General features: G+C 36.5%; 24 protein-coding genes. 18 read left to right on the top strand and 6 right to left on the bottom strand.

Annotated elements, in window-relative coordinates; translation table 11 throughout:
• Nucleotides 1-1,727 precede the first annotated feature (1,727 nt).
• From rpmA to ACJAT0_RS04915, 3 genes are all read right to left on the bottom strand, one after another.
• Nucleotides 1,728-1,991 carry a 50S ribosomal protein L27 gene (gene rpmA, locus ACJAT0_RS04925; protein ID WP_374003783.1) on the bottom strand — a complete coding sequence of 88 codons (264 nt, stop codon included), beginning with the start codon at nt 1,989-1,991 and terminating at the stop codon, nt 1,728-1,730.
• A gap of 21 nt (nt 1,992-2,012) precedes the next feature.
• Nucleotides 2,013-2,552: a 50S ribosomal protein L21 gene (gene rplU / locus ACJAT0_RS04920; protein ID WP_415180753.1), complete on the bottom strand. Its 540-nt coding sequence runs from the start codon at nt 2,550-2,552 to the stop codon at nt 2,013-2,015.
• A gap of 96 nt (nt 2,553-2,648) precedes the next feature.
• Nucleotides 2,649-3,119, bottom strand: coding sequence for a DUF4199 domain-containing protein (locus tag ACJAT0_RS04915; RefSeq protein WP_374003781.1), 471 nt, complete (start codon nt 3,117-3,119; stop codon nt 2,649-2,651).
• Between the two features lie 172 nt (nt 3,120-3,291).
• Here ACJAT0_RS04915 and ACJAT0_RS04910 point away from each other — a divergent pair, with 172 nt between their 5' ends.
• Both ACJAT0_RS04910 and ACJAT0_RS04905 read left to right on the top strand, forming a co-directional pair.
• Complete coding sequence (locus ACJAT0_RS04910; RefSeq protein WP_374003780.1) at nt 3,292-4,608, top strand: M16 family metallopeptidase; 1,317 nt, start codon at nt 3,292-3,294, stop codon at nt 4,606-4,608.
• Nucleotide 4,609: 1 nt separating this feature from the next.
• Nucleotides 4,610-6,715, top strand: coding sequence for a M16 family metallopeptidase (locus ACJAT0_RS04905; RefSeq protein ID WP_415180752.1), 2,106 nt, complete (start codon nt 4,610-4,612; stop codon nt 6,713-6,715).
• A gap of 835 nt (nt 6,716-7,550) precedes the next feature.
• Here the strand turns inward: ACJAT0_RS04905 and ACJAT0_RS04900 are convergent.
• The 3 genes from ACJAT0_RS04900 to ACJAT0_RS04890 all read right to left on the bottom strand — a co-directional run bounded on the left by ACJAT0_RS04900 (nt 7,551) and on the right by ACJAT0_RS04890 (nt 9,813).
• Nucleotides 7,551-8,360 (bottom strand): undecaprenyl-diphosphate phosphatase, encoded by an 810-nt coding sequence (locus ACJAT0_RS04900; protein ID WP_374003778.1) that lies wholly within the window; start codon nt 8,358-8,360, stop codon nt 7,551-7,553.
• Nucleotides 8,361-8,678 carry a DUF3098 domain-containing protein gene (locus ACJAT0_RS04895; protein WP_415180751.1) on the bottom strand — a complete coding sequence of 106 codons (318 nt, stop codon included), beginning with the start codon at nt 8,676-8,678 and terminating at the stop codon, nt 8,361-8,363.
• Nucleotides 8,679-8,931: 253 nt separating this feature from the next.
• The gene (locus ACJAT0_RS04890) at nt 8,932-9,813 is read right to left on the bottom strand and encodes a cell division protein FtsX (RefSeq protein ID WP_374003784.1); all 882 of its coding nucleotides are present in this window, start codon (nt 9,811-9,813) and stop codon (nt 8,932-8,934) included.
• A 421-nt stretch (nt 9,814-10,234) separates the two neighbouring features.
• Here ACJAT0_RS04890 and ACJAT0_RS04885 point away from each other — a divergent pair, with 421 nt between their 5' ends.
• The 16 genes from ACJAT0_RS04885 to ACJAT0_RS04810 all read left to right on the top strand — a co-directional run bounded on the left by ACJAT0_RS04885 (nt 10,235) and on the right by ACJAT0_RS04810 (nt 26,811).
• Complete coding sequence (locus tag ACJAT0_RS04885; RefSeq protein ID WP_415180750.1) at nt 10,235-13,264, top strand: leucine--tRNA ligase; 3,030 nt, start codon at nt 10,235-10,237, stop codon at nt 13,262-13,264.
• Between the two features lie 344 nt (nt 13,265-13,608).
• Entirely contained in the window at nt 13,609-13,791 is a 183-nt protein-coding gene (locus ACJAT0_RS04880; protein WP_374004183.1) for a hypothetical protein, read from the top strand.
• A 505-nt stretch (nt 13,792-14,296) separates the two neighbouring features.
• Entirely contained in the window at nt 14,297-15,190 is an 894-nt protein-coding gene (cyoE, locus tag ACJAT0_RS04875) for a heme o synthase (protein WP_415180749.1), read from the top strand.
• Between the two features lies 1 nt (nt 15,191).
• Nucleotides 15,192-15,782 carry a cytochrome c oxidase subunit 3 gene (locus ACJAT0_RS04870; RefSeq protein WP_415180748.1) on the top strand — a complete coding sequence of 197 codons (591 nt, stop codon included), beginning with the start codon at nt 15,192-15,194 and terminating at the stop codon, nt 15,780-15,782.
• A gap of 36 nt (nt 15,783-15,818) precedes the next feature.
• Nucleotides 15,819-16,820 (top strand): cytochrome c oxidase subunit 3, encoded by a 1,002-nt coding sequence (locus tag ACJAT0_RS04865; RefSeq protein WP_415180747.1) that lies wholly within the window; start codon nt 15,819-15,821, stop codon nt 16,818-16,820.
• 17 nt (nt 16,821-16,837) lie between these two features.
• Nucleotides 16,838-17,245, top strand: coding sequence for a cytochrome C oxidase subunit IV family protein (locus tag ACJAT0_RS04860; protein WP_374004187.1), 408 nt, complete (start codon nt 16,838-16,840; stop codon nt 17,243-17,245).
• Nucleotides 17,246-17,327: 82 nt separating this feature from the next.
• Nucleotides 17,328-18,026 (top strand): membrane or secreted protein, encoded by a 699-nt coding sequence (locus tag ACJAT0_RS04855; protein ID WP_415180746.1) that lies wholly within the window; start codon nt 17,328-17,330, stop codon nt 18,024-18,026.
• On the top strand, nt 18,019-18,729 hold the full coding sequence (locus ACJAT0_RS04850; protein ID WP_415180745.1) for an SCO family protein: 711 nt from the start codon (nt 18,019-18,021) through the stop codon (nt 18,727-18,729). The genes ACJAT0_RS04855 and ACJAT0_RS04850 overlap by 8 nt, the downstream gene beginning before the upstream one ends.
• 3 nt (nt 18,730-18,732) lie before the next feature.
• Nucleotides 18,733-19,254: a DUF420 domain-containing protein gene (locus tag ACJAT0_RS04845; protein WP_415180744.1), complete on the top strand. Its 522-nt coding sequence runs from the start codon at nt 18,733-18,735 to the stop codon at nt 19,252-19,254.
• 9 nt (nt 19,255-19,263) lie between these two features.
• Entirely contained in the window at nt 19,264-19,491 is a 228-nt protein-coding gene (locus ACJAT0_RS04840; protein WP_415180743.1) for a hypothetical protein, read from the top strand.
• Between the two features lie 145 nt (nt 19,492-19,636).
• Nucleotides 19,637-20,338 (top strand): ABC transporter ATP-binding protein, encoded by a 702-nt coding sequence (locus ACJAT0_RS04835; protein ID WP_374004193.1) that lies wholly within the window; start codon nt 19,637-19,639, stop codon nt 20,336-20,338.
• The gene (locus ACJAT0_RS04830; protein WP_374004195.1) at nt 20,331-21,578 is read left to right on the top strand and encodes an ABC transporter permease; all 1,248 of its coding nucleotides are present in this window, start codon (nt 20,331-20,333) and stop codon (nt 21,576-21,578) included. The genes ACJAT0_RS04835 and ACJAT0_RS04830 overlap by 8 nt, the downstream gene beginning before the upstream one ends.
• A 1-nt stretch (nt 21,579) precedes the next feature.
• Nucleotides 21,580-22,839, top strand: coding sequence for an ABC transporter permease (locus tag ACJAT0_RS04825; RefSeq protein WP_374004197.1), 1,260 nt, complete (start codon nt 21,580-21,582; stop codon nt 22,837-22,839).
• 16 nt (nt 22,840-22,855) lie between these two features.
• Nucleotides 22,856-24,025 carry an efflux RND transporter periplasmic adaptor subunit gene (locus tag ACJAT0_RS04820; protein WP_415180742.1) on the top strand — a complete coding sequence of 390 codons (1,170 nt, stop codon included), beginning with the start codon at nt 22,856-22,858 and terminating at the stop codon, nt 24,023-24,025.
• 52 nt (nt 24,026-24,077) lie between these two features.
• A complete protein-coding gene (locus ACJAT0_RS04815; RefSeq protein WP_415180741.1) occupies nt 24,078-25,514 on the top strand; it encodes a TolC family protein in 1,437 nt (478 codons plus the stop codon).
• Nucleotides 25,515-25,524: 10 nt separating this feature from the next.
• Nucleotides 25,525-26,811, top strand: coding sequence for an efflux RND transporter periplasmic adaptor subunit (locus ACJAT0_RS04810; protein WP_415180740.1), 1,287 nt, complete (start codon nt 25,525-25,527; stop codon nt 26,809-26,811).
• Nucleotides 26,812-26,813 lie beyond the last annotated feature (2 nt).

Below are 26,813 nucleotides of genomic sequence, written 5' to 3'. Positions count from 1 at the left end.
TAGCTTCCTACTTTATCTAGATAAATAATATATAAGCATATATATGGACCACAGCTTTAGGTTATTACAGTTCTATTCGGATATTTGGTTGCTGAAACAACTAAAATGCTGGCCTTATAAAAACGCACCCATATGCGGTATTATTCCTTATTTTGGTGCAAGCTTCTCGTCACAAGTTGGGCCTATTTGATATTATCAGGTAATAAAAGGCTGTAGAGTTATTTCAGTGGAATTTATTAATCTTAACCTATAAAGTAAATAGAACTTGTGTTTATATTTATGTAGGGACAGTAGTCATCTTAGGCTATTTTGATTGTACAAGATATGAGTCTTCTCAGGATTATATTCATTTCAATTCGTAGGTGTAGAGTACACTACACCAAAAACACCACTCAGAACTCTCTTATTCCAAAAGTTTTTCCTCACAAATAATAGTTGAGGAGGTTCCCTTTAGAAGAAAAGCTGTATGGCATTATAAAAGGTAGAGGCTGGACGCTTGTTAATATTGGTAGGATTGTAAAAAGATACTTGGATTAATAGCAAAAGGCACTCATACAACTTACAAGTTTTATTCTTTGTCAAAAAGGTATCTCTTGATACCCGAGCTGAGAGTGTAAAACGTTTTTGGGACTATTATAAAATCAATAATAGGGTTCTTCAATATCATTACAAAAACGTCCTAGCGATTTTAAGGGTTGTATATATAAGAAATATGCAGAAGATTGGTTACTTTTCGCAGGCAATGATCAGTGTTGATAGCTTTGGGAGTGCATATACACCATTTAATAGCCCTGGGACGTATGGTTACTATATATTCCTAATCATACAGGTCTTGTAGTGGCAATCGCTGTTAAACGATTCAGCTGACCGGCTAATTATTTTCGCAGAACAAAGTTTAATAACTTTGTAATGGCAGGGTGTCTGTTATAGGGAGTACTTTTATTCATGGTCTGTGTTTTATGGCAAAACCAAAGTACTATAGGGTTGGAAAATATTTTAAGAAACTCTGATTTCTAATATGTTTAATTGCATACTGTTAGAGGTTCATATAAGGATGAACTTCTAGTTAATGGAGATACGCAGAAACAATTATTAGCTAGTAGCCGATATTTATCATTCAAATCCAAAACCAAATGGACATTAAGACAGAGATAAATGGCTGAGATTCTATTTAAATTATATCCAAGCATTTATAAAGCTTACAATTTAGTGCAATGATAAATCTATACCTTTGAAAACACCACACACAAAGACGTTGTCATATTAAAGTTATCAAATTGGCATAATAAAGTTGAACAACCCATTTCAAATGTTTTAGTGTGACTGACAAATCTTTCTAAATGCATGATGTGGCCATATGGAGCATTTTTAATAATAGAATCACTTGTGATTCAGCAGAATATTTAATGGCAAAATTAAAGAGTTCAGACCGGGTATAGTGTCGTTAGAGATTTGAAACTTGATATATATATATCAACTAAGTTATTTTCTTAATCAGGGCTGTTTTTCTAAAACATTGTTTGATCCACCCTTACATAGTAGCATTTCATTTTCCATTAGGTATTCCTTATAAGTGAAGTAAACGCTTGTTTACTTTGTAAAAAACTTAAGCAGACAGCTTTTAAGATCGACATTTTTACTGTGAAGTATTCTAGTGCTGGTAGAAACAAAAAAATCCCAAACCGAAGCATTCGGTTTGGGATTTGATTTTGTAAAAGAAATGTTTCTTAAGCCTCAGCTACAGGAACGATAGATACATATGATCTGTTGTTTCTTTTTTTAGTAAACTTTACTAGTCCGTCTACTCTTGCGTGTAATGTAAAGTCCTTACCAGCATATACGTTTTCACCGGGATGGTGAGTCATGCCACGCTGACGAATGAGAATATTACCAGCAATAGCTGCTTGATTTCCAAAAATCTTGACACCTAAGCGTTTAGATTCTGATTCTCTTCCGTTTTTCGAACTACCTACTCCTTTTTTATGAGCCATCTTGTTCTAATTTTTAGGTTATTATTTGCTAAGTAACTCGATGAGTTCAGCTTTTTTCAATGCTGAATATCCTTCCAGTCCTCGTTCTTTTGCTAGTTCTTTAAGTTCTGCAACTGTATGACTGCTCAGGTTACTAGAAGTATCTTCTACTTTTGCTTCGAGAGCATCTTTTGCTTTAACAGTTTTAGCAACAGGCTTATCTTCCTTTACAGGAGCAGCAGTCTTCTTAGATTCAGATTTCTTTCTACCTGAAGCAGAAATATTTGAAATTTGAATTTGAGTTAAATACTGGCGGTGTCCGTTTTTCTTACGATATCCTTTTCTACGTTTTTTCTTAAAAACGATTACTTTGTCACCTTTTAAGTGACTCAGAACTTTTGCTTCAGCAAATGCTCCTTCTATAGCTGGGGCGCCGAGTGTGATGTTGTCACCATTCCCTAAAAGAAGAACTTTGTCAATGTTAATTGACGCACCTTCATCCTCTTGTAAACGATGTACAAACAACTTTTGATCCTTCTCGATCTTGAATTGTTGCCCTGCTATCTCTACGATTGCGTACATAATTGTTGATTAAATGTTAATAATTTCGGATTGCAAATATACCTTTAATACCGGTATTAACAAAGTGATCAACAAACTATAGCATTTAATTTGTAGTTATTGGTTAAGTGGTTTCTGTTTTTTTCTTGTATCCTTTGTATTCCAAGACTTCATATAGATAGGCAGGATGAGTAATGGCGTTACTATGGATGTAGCAACACCAGATAATAGGATAGATAACAATAGTGCAAATTCTATTTCTTCTCCAGCGGTGGTTATTTGTTTTTTTAATTGTTGAGCGAGTGCTGGGTCTATCTCAAAAAGATAAATAGCCATAAATACCGTAAAGATTAAAGTAGCGACAAATCCGGATTTGATTCCAGCAACAAATCCATCTAAATATTTAAACTTAACTGTATTTTTATGGACGTCTCGTATAACGAAAAAAATACCAATGCCCACAATAACAGCATTGAATAAACTTAAATAACTCTTAGCCCCGTAACCTATCTTGTTAATGATTAAAAAATAGACAATGAGTGCCAGCGCCATTAATATGGAGTACTTTGTTGTTTGTGTAGTTTTCATAAATTTTGTTGTGACCTAAAGTTAGTTTAAATGAATGGTTATTATGGCTGTTTTTATTTTATTTTAACGATGGGAGTTCTTTTAGACTCTGACTTTAGGAAGTTTTTAATCTTTATGTAACGTTTTATATAGAAAAGATACTTACGTAGTATGTAAACATAAAAATTATCAAATGAAAAAGATTGTTTTAAGTCTAGCAGTTGCTTTTGCAACAGCCACTGGTTTAGCTCAAGAGGTTAAATACACAGAATATGACCTAGAAAATGGCTTGCACGTTATTTTACATCAAGATAACACAGCCCCAGTAGTAATCACATCTGTAATGTATGATGTAGGTGGAAAAGACGGTGATAGAGCCCGCACAGGGTTTGCTCACTTCTTTGAACACCTCCTGTTTGAAGGTACAGAGAATATAGAACGAGGTGAATTCATGAAAATAATCCCTGCAAATGGTGGTACTTTTAATGCAAATACTTCTCAAGATAGAACTTACTACTACGAGATTTTCCCTTCTAATAAATTAGAGTTAGGTTTATGGCTCGAGTCGGAGCGTATGTTGCATCCTGTTATCGATCAAATAGGTGTAGATACTCAAAATGAAGTAGTAAAAGAAGAAAAACGCCAAAGTAATGATAATAGACCATACGGTCAGATCTTAAGTGCGGTGGGAGAAAACCTTTTCAAAGTGCATCCCTACAAAGATGAGAATATTGGTAAAATGGAGCATCTAGACGCCGCTACACTGGAAGAGTTCAAATCCTATTTTGATAAATACTACGTACCCAACAATGCGGTACTCGTTGTAGCTGGGGATATTAAGATAGAAGAAACGAAAAAACTAGTAGCTACATACTTTAGCGAGGTGAAAAGAGGTCCAGATGTAACTCGCAATTTTCCCAAAGAAGAGCCGATTACTGAAACCATAAAAGCAATTAAATACGATAAGAATATTCAAATCCCTGCTATAATAGGAGCTTACAGATTACCCGGTCAGTCCACTAGAGACGCATACATATTAGACATGATATCTAGTTATTTAAGCGGTGGAAAAAGTTCCGTGTTGTACAAAAAGATGGTTGACGAGCAAAAACAAGCTCTAGGAGTACAAGCGGTTAATTTAGGACAAGTAGATTATAATATTTTTGCCCTATTTGCATTACCGCAAGGAGAGGTATCGTTAGATACCTTACTTGCTGAAATTGATGAGGAAATCATAAAAATGCAAACCGAATTAATAACTGAACGTGATTATCAAAAACTACTCAATCAATTTGAAAATCAGTTTGTAAATTCAAATTCAAGTGTTGCAGGTATAGCAAGTAGTCTGGCTACATACCATCTATTATATGGAGACACCGACTTAATAAACTCGCAACTTGAACTTTATAGATCTATTACGAGAAAGGAAATCAGAGATGTTGCAAAAAAGTACTTAAGTCCTAATCAAAGAGTAGAAATTCAGTATTTACCTAATAAAGAAGACCAATAAAATGAATATACTATATAGAAAAATAGCCGTTGTAATTTGTATTGCTTTTATAAGCTTTAATGCAGCCGCTCAATTAGATCGATCAAAAATGCCACAAGCTGGCCCAGAGCCCATCATTACTCTTGAGAAGCCTGTAGAATTTCAATTAAAAAATGGAATTAAAATTCTAGTCGTTGAAAACAATAAATTGCCACGGGTATCCTACCAATTAAGTATAGATAACCAACCAGTTTTTGAAGGCCAAAAAGCAGGTGTTTTAGATCTATTATCTTCTATGCTTGGAAATGGAACAACTTCAATTTCCAAAGATAAATTTAATGACGAGGTTGATTTTTTAGGGGCATCTTTAAATTTTAGCTCTAGTGGTGCTTATGCCAGTTCACTATCTAGATATTCAGAACGTATTCTTGAGTTAATGGCCGACGCTGCTATCAACCCATTACTGACAAAAGAAGAATTTGAAAAAGAGAAAGAAAAACTCATAGAAAGCTTAAAAACAGGTGAGAAAAGTGTGGACGCTACAGCAGCTCGTGTAGTGAGCGCACTAGCTTATGGTAAAGATCATGTTTATGGGGAGTTTATTACGGAGGAAACTATTGAAAATGTAACTTTTGAAGATGTTTTAGAGTACTATAAAAGGGGTTTTGCGCCCAATAATGCCTATATAGTTGTTGTAGGTGATATAAAGGCTAAACAGGCTAAAAAACAAATTAAAAAGTATTTTAAAAATTGGGATAAGGAGGATATTCAAGAATTACCAGCTCCTATTTTAACGCCCAATGTCAAAAGCTCAGAAATAAATTTCATCGATATGCCTAATGCTGTGCAATCTGACATATCAATTACGAATAATGTAAGCCTCAAACAAAGCGATAGCGATTATTTCTCTTCTCTTATGGCAAATAACATCCTAGGTGGTGGTGGCGAAGGATATCTATTTAAGAACCTGCGGGAAGATAAAGCATATACTTATGGAGCATACTCCAGTTTAGGAGCGAGTAGATATGGTGTTTCTAGATTTAATGCAAGTGCTAAGGTGCGCAACCAGGTTACTGACAGTGCAGTTGTGGAGTTTTTTAAGGAGATAAAACGAATAAGAACTGAGCCTGTAAATCCGCAAACCTTAATAGATGCAAAGGCAAAATATGTAGGCAACTTTGTAATGGCACTAGAGCGTCCACAAACAATTGCGAGTTATGCATTAAATATCAAACGCAATAACCTACCAGAGGATTTCTATGCTAACTATCTTGAGAACATTAATGGAGTTACCGTTGAAGATGTGCAGCGTGTTGCAAACAAATACTTTAAATTAGATAATTCAAGAGTAGTCATAGTGGGTAAAGCCAGTGACGTGTTAGATAATCTAGAGAAAATGGAGTTTGAAGGAAAAAAACTTCCGGTAAAGTTTTATGATAAATACGCAAGCCCCACAGAGCGTCCATCAACCATAACCCTTCCTGCTGGAACAACTGCACAGTCTGTAATTAATGGTTACCTTCAGGCTATAGGTGGAGCAGAGAAACTTGATAATGTGAGCAGCATCGTGCAAACTATGAACGCCTCTTTCCAAGGTCAAAAAATGGTAAGCACCATAAAACAAAAATCTCCTAATCTGATGCTTAATGAAATAAGTATAGTAGGAATGGGGACTGTTTTAAAGCAAGCTTTTGACGGTGAGAAAGGCTACATGGTACAAATGGGTCAGAAAATCGATATGCCAGCCGAAATAACTGACGTTATGAAAGGTCAAACGGGCTTGTTTAAAGAACAAACCTACTTGAATGGTCAGTACATCCTTACCTTGAAAGGTGCTGAAAACTTAAATGGCAGCAACGCATATGTTGTAATTGCAGAGGATAACAGCGGTAAGAAAACTACCAACTATTATGATATGGAATCGGGGTTTAAAATGCAAACCGTTGAAGTTGCTCAAGGGCCTAATGGACAGGAAGTTTCTCAGGTAACGACTTTAGGAGACTATAAAAGCATAGACGGAATTTACTTTCCACACACGATGGTAGTTCCTATGGCAGGTCAAAGCATTACTATGAAGACTACTGAGATTAATGTAAACCAAGTTTTACAGGCCTCAGATTTTCAATAGTATCCAGTAATTGTTGAGTGTTTCGCTTTCGAGAAAGCGGCATAAACATAATTCATTATATAAACAACGGCTTCTAGAAATAGAAGCCGTTTTTTTTATCTTAAACTTTAAATTTACCAGCCACTAAATTCCGGTGGCGTGATTCCCTTAAAGTTTAAATAAACTAACAGCTGATCACGATGGTGGGTGATATGATCTTGAAGTAAGTTCATGATTTTAAGTTTTGATTTAGGGCTAGCAAAGAATTTTACTCTTCCAATCAATCGAAACCACAAATTCTGAACCACTATAATTTCTGCATTACTACAGGTTTCGGATTTAAGAACAAAACCCTTCTTAAAGTTGTAATATAGACGAATAGCTTCAAGGGAAATGGTACTCTTATGAAATTTACCAACAGGGTAGTAGTCTATATATTGTGCGGAAATAAGATCGCCTTGTTTTGAGAATTGAAGTACATTAGAATTGCGGTAAGGGGTGATTAGTATCTGATCTTTCTTATCTATATGTAAAAATTTCCGCCCAGGGTTGGTACGTTCTATCCTCTTTGGAATTTACCGCGTTTGTCATAAACCTGAACGCGATCACAGCAGTCAAGACCTCTATAAATATTTTAGTTGCTGTCAAATACCATTCCTTGAAAACTGCTCAGTGGGATTTCATCGTCAAATGGGGGGCGTAGGAATAAGAAACCACTTGATCACAGAAATAACGATTAGAAGTGGCGAAAGTATTTTTAGAAATCAAAGTTTTAGTTGCGAGATCATTATTAATCGGAGTCATCTAAATACGATAAGAAATATACCAATTTAGATAGCAAGAATATAATACTGTCTTAGGTATTCATCACTCCAGCAGTAATAGCTATTATTCCAACCCCAAAGCAGTAGTAAGAGAAATAATGAAGCTTTGCTTTCTTTACCAAAGAAAGCATCCAAGTACAAGCAGCAAGGCCTGTGATGAATGCTGCGAGAAAACCCATAATAAGCGGTGTTGTAGAAACCGTATCAATGATCACATCACCTTTTATAATATCTAATCCGTCTTTTGCAATTTTCCCAAAAATCAAGGGCACCACCATTAAGAAAGAAAAACGAGCCGCTTTGGTACGATCATTACCTAACAACACAGATGTTGATATGGTTGCGCCACTTCTAGAGATCCCTGGCAGCATTGCAATTGCTTGAGACACACCTATGATCAAGGCATCTTTCCAGGTCACACCTTTAGTTGTTTTCTTAGCTCTACCAGCTAGAAATAGCAGCAATCCAGTAAGGATGAGCATAAACCCTACAAGTATTATTTTACCTTCAAAAAGTGCTTCTAGTTGCTTTTCAAACAACAAGCCGATAATAACTGCGGGAATCATAGACAGGACTATTTTAGAAGCAAGTTGAGTTTCTTCATTCCATTTAAATGAAAAAAGACCTTTCAATATTTCTATAATGTCCTTTCGGAAGACAATAATAGTGCTCAAAGCGGTAGCAAAATGTACTATAACCGTAAAGAGTAAGTTTTCTTCTTTATTGCCTATGTCTGTTCCCAATACCGCTTTTCCTAATTCGATATGCCCACTAGAAGAAACGGGTAAAAACTCAGTGAGCCCTTGAATTGCTCCTAAGACCAGTGCATCAAAAGTTTCCATTTACTTTTTGTCAGGATTTAAAAGAATAGCATACATCTCAATTCCAAAACCGGCTAAAACTAGCATCGGTGCAAGCCTAATGCGTCTCCAGGAAAAAATCGCCTCATTAAAAACTGCGGGATCTTCACTGCCGCCACCAGCCATAAGTCCAAAACCAATAGCGATTACGAACAAACCAATAACCATCCACAAGTAGTTTTTCTTTTTAAAAACAAATTCAAAATTTGGTTGTATGTTTTCTTCTACCACAGGTGGTTTTATTTTCTCATTAGCCTTTGTAGCTTTTCCTTGAAAAGCGTTAACAGTTCCTTTTTTCATTTTAAATGTTTTTTGTTTCCGTTCCCTTGCCGAAAGCTTTCAGGATCAAAGGGTGTATGAACAATTAATTTTATTTATCAATTTGATTAAGAGTAAATCATACTGCTTATTCTATACTCTTTATTTTTTTTAGAAACCTAGCCTTTCTGAACTCCGACCATCCTTTAGGAGAGGAAGGCAAAAAGAAAAAGCTTTCTCTTTTGATTATCTTTCTTTAGGGAGTGTGTCTTCTTTTATTAAAAGACAGTCGTCATTAATAATACAGTTCATCAGTTTTCAAATTCAAATAGCGAGTCGTTGCAAAATAAGTACTCATCAAACTTATTAAAATCCCGAAAACTAAAACGCCCACAAATAATATGGTGAGCATTTCATAATTCTTGAGTATTTCTAATTCAGGAATAAAACCATCAGCATAATAAACCACTACCGCTAGTAAGGCTAAGGCTAGTACAGCCGCAATAAGTCCTAATTTGATGCTGGTTAGAATAAAAGGTTTTCTTATAAAACCTTTAGTGGCTCCCACCATTTGCATGGTTTTAATGGTAAATCTTTTTGCATAGACGCTGAGTCTTATGGAACTATTGATCAACAAAAAGGCAATCAAGACAAAAATTCCAGAAACAACCAGCATCCAGAAAGAGATGCGTTTTACGTTTTCATTTAATAAAGAAACTAGAGGTTTATCATAGCTTACTTCTTGTACAAAATCTTTTGCAGCTAGATCATCTGCAATTTGCTGGATCTCTGTTGCGGTTACAAATTTTGCGTTCAATCGCACGTCTATGGAATTAGGGATGGGATTAAATCCATCTAATTTTGCTACAAAATCTTCTCCTAAATCTTCTTTAGTTTGTTGTGCGCCTTCTTCGCTACTCACAAAAACAGCATTTTTAGTGTATGCTGCCATTTGAAGTGTTTTTTCTAGCTGGCGCATTTCTACTTCTTTAGCCGTATCCTTAAAGTAGATAGACATAGGAACTTGCTCGCGAAAGAAGTCGGCTAGTTTCTGGCTGTTGAGCAGCAAAAAACCTTGCAAACCCAACATAAAAAGAACCAAAAATAAACTAATGACTACCCAAAAATAGGAGCTGAATAAACGGCGTTTTTGATAACTGGACTGTGATGACATAATTTTACAGCAACTTGAATTGATTTACAAAAATAACAAAGTAACAGACCTATAACGAGTTCCAGACCTATATTTTAATTCACAAACGTAAGGATCTGTTTTTTAGTCTGTTTTATGTTTTATAAAGCACCTTAGATAATTAGTGATTCTAAGATATTTTCTCATAGCGCTAGCGGTGAAGAAATTAGAACTTGCACATGTTGTGCCTATTAACGCTTAGCGTCTTTTTTTTCAATTAAAATCAATGAAAGGCCGCTTGATGGAATAGAAACCTACCTGGTTTTTTAGAGCGCTAGCTGGGATGAAACAAGCAGTGGTGGACACGATGCTTATTAGTTTCCCTAAACCTTTTCCCATCTCTACGATTAATTAGTTCCACAAATAGCTTATGCTTTAGTATTTTTGCGCCTTAGAAGAAGAAACTATGTTACTCTACGATCACAAGACAATAGAAGCAAAATGGCAAAAACATTGGGCAGATCATAAAACCTTTAAAGCGGTTAATAATTCGGATAAACCTAAGTTTTATGCATTGGATATGTTTCCGTATCCCAGTGGTGCAGGGCTTCATGTTGGGCATCCGTTAGGTTATATTGCAAGTGATATTGTGTCTCGTTATAAGCGTCACACTGGTTTTAACGTCTTGCATCCCATGGGTTACGATAGCTTTGGATTGCCAGCAGAGCAGTATGCGATACAAACCGGTCAACATCCTGCAGAAACCACGAGAACGAATATTGAAGGAGGAACAGATAAGTCTGGAAACGAGATCGCTGGTTATCGCAATCAGATGGACCGCATAGGTTTTAGCTTTGATTGGGATCGCGAGCTACGAACCTCTTCCCCAAATTATTATACCTATACACAAGAGATTTTTACCTTGCTTTTTGATAGCTGGTATGATAAAGATGCCGATAAAGCTAGCTTGATAAGTGAGTTGGAATCCCGCTTCCGCGAAAGCGGAACTCATAACATCAATGCTGCCACAGAGGAAGATATACGACAGTTCACCGCTGTAGAGTGGCATGCGTTTACCGATAAAGAGCAACAAGAAATACTACTCGACTATAGGCTAACTTTTTTAGCTCATACAGAAGTCAACTGGTGTCCTGCACTGGGAACCGTACTGGCAAATGATGAGATTGTAAACGGTGTTTCAGAGCGTGGTGGACATCCAGTAGTGCGCAAAAAAATGCGCCAATGGATGATGAGAATTAGCGCTTTTGCAGAACGGTTATTGAACGGTCTAGAAGGACTGGACTGGTCAGAATCTATCAAAGAAATACAAAGAAATTGGATAGGAAAATCTATTGGTGCAATGGTTTCGTTTCCATTAGGCGATCATAAAGTGGACGTGTTTACTACCCGACCAGATACTATATATGGTGTAACCTTTATGACGCTCGCGCCAGAGCATGAACTTGTAGATGTCATTACTACCCCAGCGCAAAAAGAGGCGGTAGAAGCCTATAAAAAAGCAACTGCTGCACGATCAGAAAGAGAACGTATGGCTGATGTCAAGACCATAAGCGGTGTATTTACGGGAGCTTATGCTACGCATCCATTAAGTGGTGTACCTGTGCCTGTTTGGATAGGGGATTATGTGCTGGCAGGTTATGGCACTGGAGCTGTAATGGCAGTACCTTGTGGAGATGAGCGGGATCATGCATTTGCTCATTTTTTTGCTGGTCAAGAAGGAATGCCTGCGATTAAAAATATTTTTGACGGTATAGATAGTACCGAAGAAGCCTATACGGCTAAAGATAAAACACTTATTTGCAACAGTGATTTCTTAAACGGAATGAGTTACACATCAGGTGCCATGGCTGTGGCAATTGAAAAGCTAGAGGAAATAGGGGCTGGAAAAGGGAAGACTAACTACCGATTGCGGGATGCCGTGTTTTCCAGACAGCGTTATTGGGGGGAACCGTTTCCAGTATATTACAAAGATGGGTTGCCACAAATGATAGACCGCAAGCATTTGCCTATCGTTTTACCAGAAGTGGACGAATATTTACCAACGGAAGATGGTGCACCGCCTTTAGGTCGAGCGGCCGCATGGAGTTGGTGTATAAATGAAAATAAAGTGGTTTCTAATAAGGATGGCCGCGACGGTCTGTTTCCACTAGAATTAAATACCATGCCCGGCTGGGCAGGAAGTTCTTGGTATATGTTTAGGTATATGGATGCTAAAAATGAGAACGAGATGTTTTCTAAGGAAGCACAAGAGTACTGGGAAAATGTAGACCTGTATATAGGAGGAAGCGAGCACGCGACTGGTCACTTGCTGTACAGCAGGTTTTGGGTAAAGTTATTGCACGATTTAGGAAAAGTCTCCGTAGAAGAACCGTTCCAAAAGATGATCAATCAAGGGATGATTTTGGGGGAGAGTGCTGTTGTAAAGTTATTTTACGCTGATGTAAGAATTGTGGATGGGGCTTATACAAATGTAGAGTCTTTGGAAATTGCTACTCCGATAATAGAAAAAAACAACTTTATTGTTTCCGAAGATATCGATGAGGAAAGTCAAGAGTTTCAGGATTTTTTAGAAAAGAAAGAAACTAGTGTCAAAAATGAATTTCTTGAAAAATTACCGAAGTTATCTTCTGTAAATGTGAGTATCAGAAATAGACCTATTCATAGTGACGTTTCCCTAGTTAATCCTTCAAACGAGTTAAATGTTGATTATTTCAAGAATTGGAGGTCGGAGTTTAATGATATTGAAGTTGTCAGAAATAGTGAAGGTAAATTCAAAGTGTCCAGAGAAGTAGAAAAAATGTCCAAGTCCAAGTATAATGTGGTGAGCCCTGACGACATTTGTAATCAGTACGGAGCAGATACCTTGCGGTTGTATGAGATGTTTTTGGGACCACTAGAACAAGCCAAGCCATGGAATACAGCAGGTATCACCGGAGTATATGGTTTTATGAAAAAGCTTTGGAAACTCTATCACAATGATGCAGGGTTCTCTGTAAGCGATGATAAAGCTTCTCTAGACAGCAGGAAGACCTTGCATAAAACGATTAAGAAAGTACAAGAAGACATTGAGAACTTTTCTTTTAATACGAGTGTGAGTAGTTTTATGATTGCTGTAAATGAGCTCACCGCTCAAAAATGTAACAGTCGTGAGGTGCTGGAACCGCTTGCTATTCTGGTGTCACCCTATGCGCCTCATATTGCGGAAGAATTATGGTCTTTATTAGGGAATAAGGAATCTATCAGTGAAGCGCCTTTTCCAGTTTTTGATGAGAAGCATCTCGTAGAAAGTACCAAGACGTATCCCGTCTCCTTTAATGGTAAGATGAAATTTACTCTAGATTTACCGGTTGCTATTTCTAAAGATGAGTTGGAAAAAATGGTTCTTGCAAATGAGAAAGTGAAAGAACAACTAGAAGGGAAAACGGTCAAAAAAGCAATAGTTGTACCGGGTAAAATAATTAATTTTGTTTTTTAAAGACAAGACAGACTACTTTTCCGTGTACGTTGTATCGAGTTTGTTGAACTTAAAGTTTGGGATGAGGTTAGATAATGTGTTCATTTTTAGAGGTGTTTTGGTGTAATTTTTAGTCGGTTGAGTTTTGGAAGGTTGGTTTCATAAAAGAATTACTAACTTCCTAAATAAACGATTTATTTCAAAAGGGCCACAAAATTTGTGTTCATTGCACCAAACGAAAAAAATATTTAACAAAAACTTGCGGGTTCAACAAAAATAATTATGTTTGTTAATATATGTTAAGTGTAGTAATTAAAATTCCTTTTTGAATTAGAGGATGGTTACTAATATTATTGTAACAAATAATGAAAAATAATAAATACTTAGTTTTAGCAATTTTAATGATTGCAACAACAACAGCTTATGCGCAGCCAGGATTTGATGGTGATGTGGAGGATGCACAAGCGCCTATTCCTGGAATAGTTATAGCTGTCATTGCAGCTATAGGTATTGGAATAGTAAAATTGAGAAAAAAGGATTCATATTAATTCTCTGATTTATATAAAAAAGGGAAAGCTCATCTGAGTTTTCCTTTTTTTATGCCCTTTATTCATTCATATAGAACAAATATAAAGGGCCAGTTTCTTACCTTAAAAGTGGTATTCATTTTAAAACAACTGAATTTACTCTTAAGGAGCAGTTCGATAATTTAATTAAAGGATTGACAAAGAACGGAGGGCCAAAATATATGCCAGCTCTGAATCTCAAAAAAACAAGCATAATTCTCTTTTCATAGGTATTTTGTTGACCAAACCTCTGAGATGTAATTGATAAAGTGCCCTATACTTAAATTGAAGTGTAGAAGAGGAAGTCTAATCTGTTGTAAGAAACTTTTGATCCCTTTATTTATCTTACTTCACTAAAAGCAAAACAGGTATATCCCTATATATCAGGAGAATTTATCTTGTGATTCCTTTATGACCGAAAGCTTTTTAAAACCTTTGCTACAAAGGAGTTGTGAAGTATCTTTGCAAATCTTTAAAACCTGCTTTTTTGAGTCGAGTAAATGTCATAGAAAATCCTTCTAGTGTAATCAAAAACTACCTAGACATTACTAAACCTAGGCTATCTATAGTCGTAGTGTTCTCTTCGGTTGCAGGATATTTTTTAGGTGCCGAAAGCTACGATTGGGTGACCGTACTGCTGCTTTGTGTAGGAGGGTATTTTTTAGTAGGCTCTTCGAATGTATTCAACCAAATTATAGAAAAAGATCTTGACGCGTTGATGAAACGCACGCAAAATAGACCCTTACCTACAGGTAGGGTTTCACCACAGAATGCATGGATTTATGGACTCATCATGGCGGTAAGTGGTATCTACATGTTGTTTCTTATCAATTTTGCTACCGCTTTTTTTGGCGCACTGAGTATTGTGCTTTACGCAGCGGTTTACACGCCTTTAAAAACTAGAACGCCGCTTTGCGTGTTTGTAGGTGCTTTCCCAGGTGCTATCCCTTACATGTTAGGTTGGGTGGCGGCTAGCGGGAATTTTGGTATTGAACCGGGAACCTTGTTCATGTTACAGTTTTTTTGGCAATTCCCTCACTTTTGGGCAATAGGATGGATGCTCGAGGACGACTATAAAGCTGGTGGTTTTAAGATGTTACCGACAGGTTCAGCAAATAAAGGGACTGCTATTCAAATTATACTGTATACGATTTGGACAGTTATGCTCTCTTTAGTTCCAGTTTTTGGAGTCACAGGGGACTTATTTATGACTCCGTATAGCGCTTTTATTGTTGCCCTGTTAGGAGCGTGGTTTCTGTATTATGCTGTAAAGCTCTATAAGGAACGCAGTAATGCTGTTGCAAAGAAATTAATGCTAGTGAGTGTGAGCTATATCACGCTTATACAAATCATCTACGTAGTAGATAAATTTTTAAGATAAAATGATAGATTTAACGCAATTACCCATAAAAGAAAAGATCGCCCGTTCCAAGATACAGATGATGTGGTTTGCGATCATGAGTTTAATCATGATGTTCGCAGGTTTAACCAGCGCTTATATCATAAGCAGCAGCCGAAGAGATTGGGTAGAAGTAAATCTTCCATCAGAATTCTTTTACAGTACAGGTGTGATTTTGTTGAGTTCGTTAACCTTGTTTCTTGCGAAGAAAAGTCTGAAAAGTAATAATATATCCGGTGCCTCATTATTTACATCTATTACCTTCTTGTTAGGATCTGCCTTTGTTGCAATGCAATTTATAGCTTTTGGTTCGCTCACTGATTCAGGTGTTTTTTTTACTGGAAAGGGGAGTAGTGTCGCGGGCTCTTTTATTTATATCATGGTTATGGCGCATTTGGCCCATATTGTTGCCGGTCTTATAGCATTGACAGTGGTAACTTTTAAAGCGGTTACTAAAAAATATTCTAAGGAAGAAATGTTAGGTTTTGAATTAGGAGCAATTTTTTGGCACTTTGTTGACGTGCTATGGATTTTTCTTCTTCTGTTTTTAGTTTTTGCTAAAGATATTTTTTAACCTATTTTTGCAACAACTTATATTTAACAGAAAGTTATGGATACAGCAGTGGCTTCTACTGGTACGGAAGAGCAAAAATGGGGAGGTGGCACCAAGCCACTTGGCGTCAGCTATGGAAAATTGATGATGTGGTTTTTTATTCTCTCGGATGCACTAACATTTTCAGGCTTTCTTGCTGCCTACGGTTTTTCGAGATTTAAATTTATGGAAGAATGGCCTCTTGCAGACGAGGTGTTCAATCACTTTCCATTCCTTCATGGTACAGATGCACCTATGTTCTACGTGGCTTTAATGACCTTTATTCTCATCGGTTCTTCAGTCACTATGGTTCTTGCAGTAGATGCGGGACATCAAATGGATAGAAAAAAAGTAGCTTTTTATATGTTACTTACTGTAATCGGTGGTATGGTGTTCGTAGGGTCACAGGCATGGGAATGGAAGAACTTTATCGCTGGTGAATATGGAGCTGTAAAAACAAAAGGCGGTAATATACTTCAGTTTCTAGATGTAGAAACGGGTAAACGAGTGGCTTTAGAGGATTTTACGCAAATAGGACCTAGAGACGTAGTCCCTTATGGAAACAATAAAGGAATTTGGTTTGAATCTTCTGGTGATTATAATGCTACTTACACCATTGAGGAAGTTAAAAATGGTTTTGCAGCAAATTCTAATGTCACGATTAGAACACAGAAAATAGAGGTTAATCCAGAAACTGGTGCAAGCGAGAAAGTAGTTTTGTCTAGAGCTGATGCTTTGCTAAAACTTAACAAGGAAGCTGTAGGAGTGGTAGAGGGTGCTAATCTTACGGAAAATGAATATGGTGCTCCACTATTTGCAGATTTCTTTTTCTTTATTACAGGGTTTCATGGTTTTCACGTTTTTTCTGGGGTCATGTTTAATTTACTTGTTTTCTTCAATGTTCTCTTAGGAACTTATGAAAGAAGAGGTAGCTATGAAATGGTTGAAAAAGTAGGTCTTTATTGGCATTTTGTAGATTTAGTTTGGGTATTTGTATTTACATTCTTTTACCTAGTATAATTTTTTAAGATATTAAAATGGCAGATCACGTAGCACATACCGAAGGACACACAGAGCATAAATTAGAGATTTTTAGAGGTCTTGTTAAGTTTAAATCTAATACGCAAAAGATTTGGGGAGTACTTATATTCCTTTCTTTGATTACTATAGTAGAAGTAGCTTTAGGTTATATCAAACCAGATGTTCTTAATGGAACTTTTCTAGCTCTTAAATACTTAAACTGGATATTTATTATCCTTACTTTAGTAAAGGCGTACTACATTACATGGGACTTCATGCACATGAGAGATGAAACAAGTGGACTAAGAAGAGCAGTAGTATGGTCGGCAGTCTTCCTTATCATTTATTTAATGGCTATTTTACTAGTAGAAGGTGATTACATCTACCAAGTGTATAGAGATGCCGCTGTAAGTACAGACTTTTAATGACGACTAGGGCTATATAAAAAAGGGACGGTTTTGCCGTCCTTTTTTATACCTTATTTTGAAAAAATTATCACATCAAATTATGTCAGATTTACCTAAAGCCGAAGGAATTAAACAAACTAGCAGAGTAGCTATAGTTAGTGTATTGCTCATATTATTTGCTTTACCATTACTTACGTATCTGTTTTTTTTAAACGGTGAACATCATTTTAAAACCTTACCTATAGTAACTGAAAAGGTCGCTGAATTAACGGCGTTCAAAACGTTGGAGGGTAAAAGCATACACCTGACTGATAGTGTTTCCATTATTACATTTTTAGGAGATAAGCCATATAGTCGTTTAGGTTATGTTTCCAATATCAATGAAAAAATTTACAAGGATTTCCATCAATTTGACGGTTTTCAAATGATCAGCATTTTACCGCAGGAAGGCATACAAGATATTGAAGAAATTAAAGCGCAAATGGCCGAAACGACAGATCTTGCCGATTGGCACTTTCTGGTAGGTAGTGAGGACGAGATTAAAGAGCTATTTTCATCATTTCAGTCGGATCTTAGTCTTAATAGTGATCTATCTTCAGAGCACGCGTTTGTAGTCGATAAACAACTATCACTAAGAGGTCGCTCTGATGATGAAGAGTTAGGAATTGTATATGGGTATGATACCTATCTTATAGCAAATTTAAATAAAAGGATGATGGACGATATGAGGGTACTCCTTGCTGAATATAGATTTGCTTTTAAGAAAAACAGAGATGAAAAAATTCAAAAAGATGAGTAAGAAAAAGGATACGCCATACTATATAGGTCTTGGGATTGTCATTATTATTTTTGGATATTTTGCGGTAACAAATGTCATTCATTATGTAAAAAAAGACAAAGTCGTAGATAGTAATAGATCTGAACATCGCATGCCTGTAGCAGATAAGTTTTTAAAAAAATTCAATAAAGTACCTGACTTTAAGTTTGTGAATCAATTAGGAGACACCATAACAAATGATTCACTTCTTGGTAAAGTATACGTAATAGACTTCTTTTTTACCACTTGTCCAACCATTTGTACACCCATGAGTATGAACATGTCTAAAATAAGCGAGTCACTTAAGTCTCAAAAAGATTTCAGAACAGTTTCTATAACTATAGATCCAGAACACGATACGCCACCAGTTTTAAAAGAGTATGCCCAGAAGTATGACGCAAATAATAACTGGTATTTTCTTACTGGAGATAAAGAAACTACCTATAAGTTAAGTCGGGAAGGATTTAATTCTTATGTGTCAGAAAGTGATAATGAAGACATTCGCTTTGAGCATAGTGGTAATTTTGCGCTAGTAGACAGTGAAGGCTATATACGTTCCCGTAAAATACGGATAGATAAGGATAATGAAAATTGGATTTATCAATATAATGGAGTCCAAGAAAATGAAATACCTGCTCAAATTCAGGAAATTATTGAAGATGCAGAAACACTTTTAAATAAGTAATATATGTTAGAAAAAAGAGGTCCAGCGATTATTATAGCCATTTCTATACTAGTCCCATTAGTGGTGGTCGTATTGATGCTTATGCCAGTACATTTCAATTTTTTAGGGGTTGAGTCTGGTCAGCTTCCACTTCTTCATGCGGTGATTAACGCGATGACAGCCGTCTTATTAGTTACAGGATACGTATTGATCAAAAAACAAAATCGAATAGCCCACAGATGGGTCATGACGACTGCTTTTGTCCTCAGTGCTTTATTTCTTGTAAGCTATGTGATTTCTAAAATAAGTAATGAGCCTATCGCCTATCCTTCAGATGCGCCTTTGAGATACTTGTATCTTTTCATTCTAGTGAGTCATATAGTTCTTTGTGCCATTATTTTGCCATTAGTACTGTATACGGTGTACTTTTCCCTGAATAAAAAGTTTGAAAAGCATAAAAAAATTGCCAGTTGGACATTTCCTATTTGGTTATATGTTGCAATTTCGGGTGTTTTAGTGTATGTTTTTATGCAACCTTACTACTAATAAATAACGATGAAAAAGCTATTTGTTATAATTTTTGTTTTTTGTTTTTCCGCTTTCGCGAAAGCGCAATGTGCTATGTGTCGTGCCGTTATAGAAGGGTCGGGAGACACTGCAGCAGCCGAAGGGTTGAACAGTGGAATTACTTACTTAATGGCATTCCCTTATATTCTTGTGGGCGTAATAATTTATATGATCTACAGAAGCACACAAAAGAAATCTGATCAAATAGAGGGTTAATGCTGTTGCTGAAGTCCAGGTAAAACCTGAATCGTTTCCAATCTCTAAGGAATTAACATTTTATTACAAGAATTAATGTAACAAGTGCTGAAATTTGCGGTCTAGTTAAATAGCCTATTTAAAACAGGTACTTGAAACACTAACGATGATCGAAATTACAGATTTACATAAATCCTATAAGACAGGAAATACGTCCTTGCATGTTTTAAAAGGTATTGATTTTTCTGTAAAGGAAGGTGAGCTCGTTTCAATTATGGGTTCTTCTGGTTCTGGCAAGTCTACTTTTCTTAACATTCTTGGGATGTTAGATGAAGCAGATAGTGGTTCCTACACGCTAGACAACACTCCTATTAAAAACCTAAATGAAAAAATTGCTGCTCAATACCGCAATAAGTTTTTGGGTTTTATTTTTCAGTCTTTTAATTTGATCAGTTATAAAAATGCTCTTGATAATGTGGCTTTACCACTGTATTATCAAAAAGTAAGTCGTAAGGAACGAGATGAAAAGGCCATGCACTACCTAGAAAAAGTAGGTCTCGCAGACTGGGCAGACCATTTGCCCAATCAGCTTTCTGGTGGACAGAAACAACGTGTGGCTATTGCTAGAGCTCTGGCCAGTGATCCTAAAGTTCTTCTAGCTGATGAACCTACAGGAGCACTTGACACTAAAACTTCCTGTGAAGTCATGGAGCTTATTCAAGGAATAAATGAAGAAGGTCGTACTATATTAGTAGTAACTCACGAACCAGATATCGCTCAAATGACAAAGCGTATCGTGAATCTTAAAGATGGTAGAATTATAGACGACACTCTAGTAAATCAAATTAAGGCCTCTGCTTATGTTTAATCTAGAGCGTTGGCAAGAAATCTTTGATACGATAAGGAAAAACAAGCTCCGTACTTTTTTAACCAGCTTATCTGTCGCTTCTGGAATTTTCATTTTAGTGATTCTTTTGGGAGTTTCTTCCGGGATAGCAAATGGTGTAAGAGAACAATTCTCTAATGATGCAACAAACCGCATTCAGATAACCACAAGAACAACTACCAAAGAATACAAGGGTCTTAATCCCGGTCGCAGACTTCAAATGACCAATGCAGACTATGAAAGTCTCAATAACAAATACGAAGATCAAATAGAATATAAAACGAGTCTGTACAGAAATTGGGGTGGTCAGGTCAACTATAAAGATAAACAAGGAAGTTATCGCATAGAAGGTGTTTACGCAGATCAACAATTCATAGAAAACGCAACACTGTCCCATGGTCGCTTTATAGCGGAATCAGACATAGCAGAATCTCGTAAAGTAGCCATTATAGGCTATCAAATGAAAGAAGACCTATTTCCGGATACGGATCCCATAGGAGAAATTATATTGGTAAATAACAATATTAACTTTACGGTAGTAGGCGTTTATACGGACCCAGGTGGAACAAGAGAAGAGTCAAGGATGTTCATTCCCGTGTCAACAGCTCAAAAGGTTTTTAACCAAGGGCAAAACATAAGCCGCATCGCATATACGGTTAATATGGGTAAAGACTTTGATGAGACAGCAATGTTAGGCGCTCAAATGGCCGCATCCATTGAACAGGATTTAAGAACGAGATTTGTGGTTGCACCAGATGATAGAGTCGCCATAAGGGTAAGTGATTCATTAGAACAAGCAAAACCTTTTTTTGATTTAATAGATACCATAAAAGCCGTGTTTTGGTTTATAGGTTTAGGAACTATTATTGCTGGGGTAGTGGGTGTTGGGAATATCATGTTGATCGTAGTAAAAGAGCGCACTAAGGAAATAGGAATTAGAAAGGCATTAGGAGCATTGCCCAGCGAGATAATTATGATGATTATACAGGAGTCTATATTCATTACAAGTACTGCAGGATTGATAGGTCTGTTTTTAGGGGTAGGACTGCTAGAGATAGCTGCACCTTATATTCAAAATGACTTTATTAATAATCCTACCGTTGACTTTGCAACTTCTATTACTACAGTAATCATTCTTGTAATATCCGGAGCAATAGCGGGTTTTATACCAGCAAGACGTGCAGCAAATATCAAACCTATTGAAGCCTTAAGAGACGAGTAATATGTTTAATAGAGACAGATGGAACGAAATACTAGAGGCACTCAATGCAAATAAATTGAGGACGTTGCTTACTGCGTTTGGAGTTTTTTGGGGGATTTTTATTCTCGTTGCTTTGCTCGCATTAACTAACGGCCTAAGAACAGGTGTAAATGTTCAATTTGCAGATAAGGCAACGAACACAATGTACATTTGGGGGCAAAGCACCTCTATTCCTTATAAAGGAATGAACAAAGGTCGTAGAATACAATTTAAGCTATCAGATGTAGAGGCGCTTAAACGAAAATTACCTGCTTTAAAATATGTATCTCCTAGACAACAGTTGGGTGGTTATAGAGGTTCCAATAACGTAACTCGCAATGAGAAAACTGGTGCTTTTCAGGTAAATGGTGATTATCCAGAAATTATTGAGCAACAATACATGGATATTTTAAAGGGAAGGTGGCTCAGTTATTCTGATATTCAGAAAGAAATGAAAAGTGCCGTAATAGGTGTGGACGTTGTAAAGTCATTATACAATATAGGGGAAGAGCCTATAGGTACTTATATCACGCTTCAAGGAGTAAATTTTAAGGTAGTGGGTGTTTTTGATAACCCTAATACAAATGGAGATAGTGAAGAAGAAGCAAATACTATTTTTGTGCCTTTTACAACTTTTGGAAAAGCTTTTAACTCTGCAGATGATGTAAGGTGGATGACATTAACAGCTTATGACGGTATTAGTATAACCGCTATAAAAGAGCGGGTTATTGGTATTATGAAGGAACAACACGGTGTTCATCCTGAAGATAATAGAGCTATAGGGAATAACGATGTTGCTGAGGAATTTGCAAAGTTTAATGGTTTGTTTGACATACTTGCCTTTGTAGGGTATTTTGTTGGTGCTCTAGTGCTGCTATCTGGCGGCATAGGTATAAGTAATATCATGCTTATTGTAGTTAAAGAACGCACTAACGAAATAGGTGTGCGCAGAGCATTAGGAGCAACACCATGGAACATAAAAGCCCAAATTCTTCAGGAATCAATTGTGTTAACCCTGATTTCTGGTCTTGCTGGAATTGCTTTTGCAGCTGGGTTGATTTGGGTTATGAATTATATACTAGATCAAAGCGGTCCTGTGGATAATTTTGTTAATCCATCCGTAAATATTATCGTAATTATTATAGCCTTAATCATATTAACTATATCAGGATTACTAGCTGGATTTATTCCAGCATCACGAGCAACTACTATGAAACCAGTAGATGCATTAAGAACAGAATAACAATTAAGCAACCCTAATGAAACGCACCGGAACCGTCATCACCCTAATCATCATTCTCTTACTATCAATAGTAGGAATTTATTATATCTGGCAAAAAGATCAAGAAGATCCCATTACCTATATGACAGAGCAACCTACTATGGAAACCATTATCAAAGAGACAGTCGCCACTGGTAGCATTGTTCCTAAAGAAGAGGTAAATATCAAACCTAACATTTCTGGGGTTATTGATAAAATTCATGTGGAAGCTGGAGATTTTGTAAAAGCAGGAGATCTTATCGCAGATATAAAGGTGGTACCTAATGTGTCCTCTTTGACCAATGCCAAAAATAATATTGCAGGGGCTAGAACATCTGTAGAAACGGCAAAACTGGCTCTCGATAATCAAAAGGCAATTTATAACAGACAAAAAGCCCTTTTTGACAAAGGAGTGGTTGCAGCAAACGAGTTCGACCTTGCTCAAAACAATTATAATAACGCTTTACAGCGGTATAAGCAAGAGCAAGTAAACCTTACTGGTGCACAACAAAACTATGACATTATAAGAACAGGAACTACGGCTGGGCTAGGTAATTATGCACAAACATCCATTCGCGCAACGGTTTCTGGAATGGTATTAGACGTTCCTGTAAAGGAAGGAAATCAAGTGATTGAAGCAAATAACTTTAATGAAGGTACCGCTATAGCGATGATTGCCGATGTAAATAAAATGATTTTTGAAGGTAAAGTGGACGAGAGCGAGGTAGGAAAAATTAAAGAAGGTCTGGCACTTGAAATTACAGTAGGCGCTTTTGATAATAAAAGATTTGATGCTATTTTAGATTATGTGGCGCCTAAAGGAATTGCAGAAAACGGTGCGATTCAATTTGCTATTAAAGGAACGCTTAAAGCATCGCAAGACTCCACTTTTATCAGAGCAGGATTAAGCGCAAATGCAAGTATCATCTTAGATAGAAGAGATGATGTCTTGAGTATCAAAGAAGCACTAGTACAATACGATCCACAGACTAAAAAGCCTTTTGTGGAAATAGAGACAGGGGATCAAGAATTCGTGCGTCGTGATATAGAACTGGGATTGAGCAACGGTATTAATGTTGAAGTGCTTTCTGGAGTAAAAGAAGGGGAACAGATCAAAGTTTGGAACGCTCTGAAAGCTCCTTCTGGACGCGGAGGTTACGGCGATTAATATTTTTTGTAACAAATCACATCTTAAATCTACATATAGACACAATCATATTATGAAGAAGTTAATAATTTGCAGCATTGTTATATTTAGTTCTGCTTTCGCAAAAGCGCAAACAATCAAAACTTGGAGTTTACAGGAATGCGTCCAGTATGCTATCGATAACAATATAGATATCAGACAAGCCGATTTAAACACAGAAGTTGCAAAACTAGATAAGAAAGATGCCGTAGGTTCTTTCTTGCCATCTTTTAATGCAAGCGCTAATAATTCTTGGAACACGGGTCTTACTCAAAACATTACCACTGGGGTCTTACAGACGCAAACAACCCGTAATTCCTCGTATGGAGTAAATTCTGGAGTTACTTTATTTGATGGGTGGGCAAACGTGTATAGGCTACAAAGGGCCAAAATGAATGTCTTATCTAGGGAGTACAATTCTGAATTGATAGAAGATAATACCTTACTTAACGTAGCAAATTCTTATCTCAATGTATTGTTCAACAAAGAGAATTTAAAAAGACTAGAAACACAGCATAATCTCACTCAAGATCAAATAAATCTCACCTCTCAACTAGTGGAAGCCGGTTCTATACCTAGAGGGGATCTTCTAGAGATAAAAGCTACGTATGCAAATGAGGAGCAGCAGATCATTGGTATCAACAACAACGTGGTAATTTCTAGAATTGCATTAGCCCAAATATTGAATCTAGACGATTTTACAAATTTTGATGTTGAAGATCCCGAATTAAGCGATCCAAACGGTTTTATATTAGATCGTGCTGTAAATGATATTTATGAAAATGCGACAGAAAAGAGATTTGAAGTAAAAATAGCTGAGCAAAACACACTTCTTGCTGAACAAGATTTAAAAATTTCTAAAGCAGCCATTTTACCCAGATTGTCTGCCTTCTTTAATTATAATACCAGAGAATCAGGTCAAGGAAACTTTAATTCTTTTCTCGACCCAGATTCACCTACAAGACAAATAGGTATAGTCGAAGGAACAAATCAAAGTGTTTTAGCTCCTAACTTTACTGGTTTGATAGGTAAACCTGATCCGCTTTTTGATCAGTTAGCACGCAATGATGGTATTTCTTATGGATTAAGTCTTAACGTTCCTGTTTTCAATGGATGGCAAGTGACTAACAACATAGATCGAAGTGAAATCAATGTAGAAAGTAATAGACTTAATGAAGATCAAACGAAACTTGATCTCAAGCGTAATATTTATCAATCTTATAACGATGCAAAAGGTTCAAGAGCAGCCTATGAAAGCGCTATTATAGTCGTGGAAGCTAGGCAGCTTGCTTTTGAATATGCTAGAGAGCGTTATAATGTAGGGCGTATGAACGCATTTGATTTTAATCAATCACAAACAGCTCTTACTAATTCTCAAAGCTCTTTATTAAGTAGTAAGTACGACTATATTTTTAAGCTAAAAGTTTTGGAATTATTTAATGGTATTGAGGCAGATGAATTAAAACTTTAAAAAAGCAATCATGAAAAAGGTAATAATTATTATAATAATCGCAGTCGCCGTTTCGGTGTTGGGTTATTTTGGATACAAAATAGTTGCCGCAAACAGTGACGAAGGAATTCTCGTAGAAGTAATGGATGTTGCCACTATGGATATAACAGAGACGGTAAGCGCTACGGGTAAGATTAAACCAGAAGTGGAGGTAAGTATCTCGCCTGAAGTTCCTGGAGAAATCATCGAATTACCTATAAGAGAAGGACAAGCCGTTCAAAAAGGAGATCTTCTAGCTAAAATTAATCCAGATTTGTTACAATCTAGTGTGAGTAGGTCTAGAGCAGGACTGGCTAATACAAAAGCAGGATTTGAGCAAGCAAAAGCAAGTCTTGTTGAAGCGAAAGCAAATTTTCAACGAGCTTCACAGCTTTTTAATAAAGGAGTCATCTCACAGTCAGAGTTTGATACTTCTACAGCATCTTATGAAAGAGCAAAAGCAGCAGAGCGATCTGCCTATTTTTCAGTTAAAAGTGCTGGAGCAACAGTTAACGAAGCCACAGACAATTTAGCACGCACTAGCATCTTTGCACCCATGTCAGGAACTATATCATTATTGGCTGTAGAGTTGGGGGAAAGAGTAGTAGGAACGCAACAAATGGCAGGGACAGAATTACTGCGCGTTGCAGATCTTTCTCAAATGGAAGTTGAAGTAGACGTTAATGAGAACGACATTGTAAAGATACAAGTAGGAGATAAGGCTATTGTTGAAGTAGATGCTTATTTAAAAAGAAAATTTAAAGGAGAGGTAACTGAAATTGCAAATACAGCTACTGGAACACTAAGTGCAGATCAAGTAACTAATTTTAAGGTAAAAGTAAGAATCTTACCAAGAAGTTACCAAAAACTCACAGAAGGGAAGAGTGAAAATTATAGCCCATTCAAGCCAGGAATGACCGCGACTGTTGATATCGTTACTAGAGAAAATAAGGCTGTTATTGCCATACCCATCAGTTCTATTGTTATAAAGAACGATACTATCGAGAGCAAAGAAAAATCTCGAGATGTTTCTATGAGCGAGCAAAAGTTTGAATGTATTTATTTAGAAGAAAATGGCAAAGCAAAATTAAGAGTGATTACTACAGGTATTCAAGATGATAAAAATATAGTGGTGCTTACCGGACTTGAAAAAGGGGAAAGAGTAATTACAGGGCCTTATCGAACGGTCACGAAAACTTTAAAGTCAGGAAAGCTCATAAATTCAAAAAAAGATAAAGAGTCCAAAGAAACCACTTCAGAAGAAGCCAAAGAACAATAGTT

Source organism: Nonlabens sp., from assembly GCF_047636915.1.
Classification (GTDB): domain Bacteria; phylum Bacteroidota; class Bacteroidia; order Flavobacteriales; family Flavobacteriaceae; genus Nonlabens.
Note: the sequence above shows the minus strand (reverse complement) of the source record. Positions and strands in the feature narration are given on the sequence as shown.

Excerpts from the sequence above, each read along its gene's own strand:
- rpmA (WP_374003783.1), bottom strand. The coding sequence starts at position 1,991 with ATGGCTCATAAAAAAGGAGTAGGTAGTTCGAAAAACGGAAGAGAATCA.
- rplU (WP_415180753.1), bottom strand. The coding sequence starts at position 2,552 with ATGTACGCAATCGTAGAGATAGCAGGGCAACAATTCAAGATCGAGAAG.
- ACJAT0_RS04915 (WP_374003781.1), bottom strand. The coding sequence starts at position 3,119 with ATGAAAACTACACAAACAACAAAGTACTCCATATTAATGGCGCTGGCA.
- ACJAT0_RS04910 (WP_374003780.1), top strand. The coding sequence starts at position 3,292 with ATGAAAAAGATTGTTTTAAGTCTAGCAGTTGCTTTTGCAACAGCCACT.
- ACJAT0_RS04905 (WP_415180752.1), top strand. The coding sequence starts at position 4,610 with ATGAATATACTATATAGAAAAATAGCCGTTGTAATTTGTATTGCTTTT.
- ACJAT0_RS04900 (WP_374003778.1), bottom strand. The coding sequence starts at position 8,360 with ATGGAAACTTTTGATGCACTGGTCTTAGGAGCAATTCAAGGGCTCACT.
- ACJAT0_RS04895 (WP_415180751.1), bottom strand. The coding sequence starts at position 8,678 with ATGAAAAAAGGAACTGTTAACGCTTTTCAAGGAAAAGCTACAAAGGCT.
- ACJAT0_RS04885 (WP_415180750.1), top strand. The coding sequence starts at position 10,235 with ATGTTACTCTACGATCACAAGACAATAGAAGCAAAATGGCAAAAACAT.
- ACJAT0_RS04880 (WP_374004183.1), top strand. The coding sequence starts at position 13,609 with ATGAAAAATAATAAATACTTAGTTTTAGCAATTTTAATGATTGCAACA.
- ACJAT0_RS04870 (WP_415180748.1), top strand. The coding sequence starts at position 15,192 with ATGATAGATTTAACGCAATTACCCATAAAAGAAAAGATCGCCCGTTCC.
- ACJAT0_RS04865 (WP_415180747.1), top strand. The coding sequence starts at position 15,819 with ATGGATACAGCAGTGGCTTCTACTGGTACGGAAGAGCAAAAATGGGGA.
- ACJAT0_RS04860 (WP_374004187.1), top strand. The coding sequence starts at position 16,838 with ATGGCAGATCACGTAGCACATACCGAAGGACACACAGAGCATAAATTA.
- ACJAT0_RS04855 (WP_415180746.1), top strand. The coding sequence starts at position 17,328 with ATGTCAGATTTACCTAAAGCCGAAGGAATTAAACAAACTAGCAGAGTA.
- ACJAT0_RS04850 (WP_415180745.1), top strand. The coding sequence starts at position 18,019 with ATGAGTAAGAAAAAGGATACGCCATACTATATAGGTCTTGGGATTGTC.
- ACJAT0_RS04845 (WP_415180744.1), top strand. The coding sequence starts at position 18,733 with ATGTTAGAAAAAAGAGGTCCAGCGATTATTATAGCCATTTCTATACTA.
- ACJAT0_RS04840 (WP_415180743.1), top strand. The coding sequence starts at position 19,264 with ATGAAAAAGCTATTTGTTATAATTTTTGTTTTTTGTTTTTCCGCTTTC.
- ACJAT0_RS04835 (WP_374004193.1), top strand. The coding sequence starts at position 19,637 with ATGATCGAAATTACAGATTTACATAAATCCTATAAGACAGGAAATACG.
- ACJAT0_RS04830 (WP_374004195.1), top strand. The coding sequence starts at position 20,331 with ATGTTTAATCTAGAGCGTTGGCAAGAAATCTTTGATACGATAAGGAAA.
- ACJAT0_RS04825 (WP_374004197.1), top strand. The coding sequence starts at position 21,580 with ATGTTTAATAGAGACAGATGGAACGAAATACTAGAGGCACTCAATGCA.
- ACJAT0_RS04820 (WP_415180742.1), top strand. The coding sequence starts at position 22,856 with ATGAAACGCACCGGAACCGTCATCACCCTAATCATCATTCTCTTACTA.
- ACJAT0_RS04815 (WP_415180741.1), top strand. The coding sequence starts at position 24,078 with ATGAAGAAGTTAATAATTTGCAGCATTGTTATATTTAGTTCTGCTTTC.
- ACJAT0_RS04810 (WP_415180740.1), top strand. The coding sequence starts at position 25,525 with ATGAAAAAGGTAATAATTATTATAATAATCGCAGTCGCCGTTTCGGTG.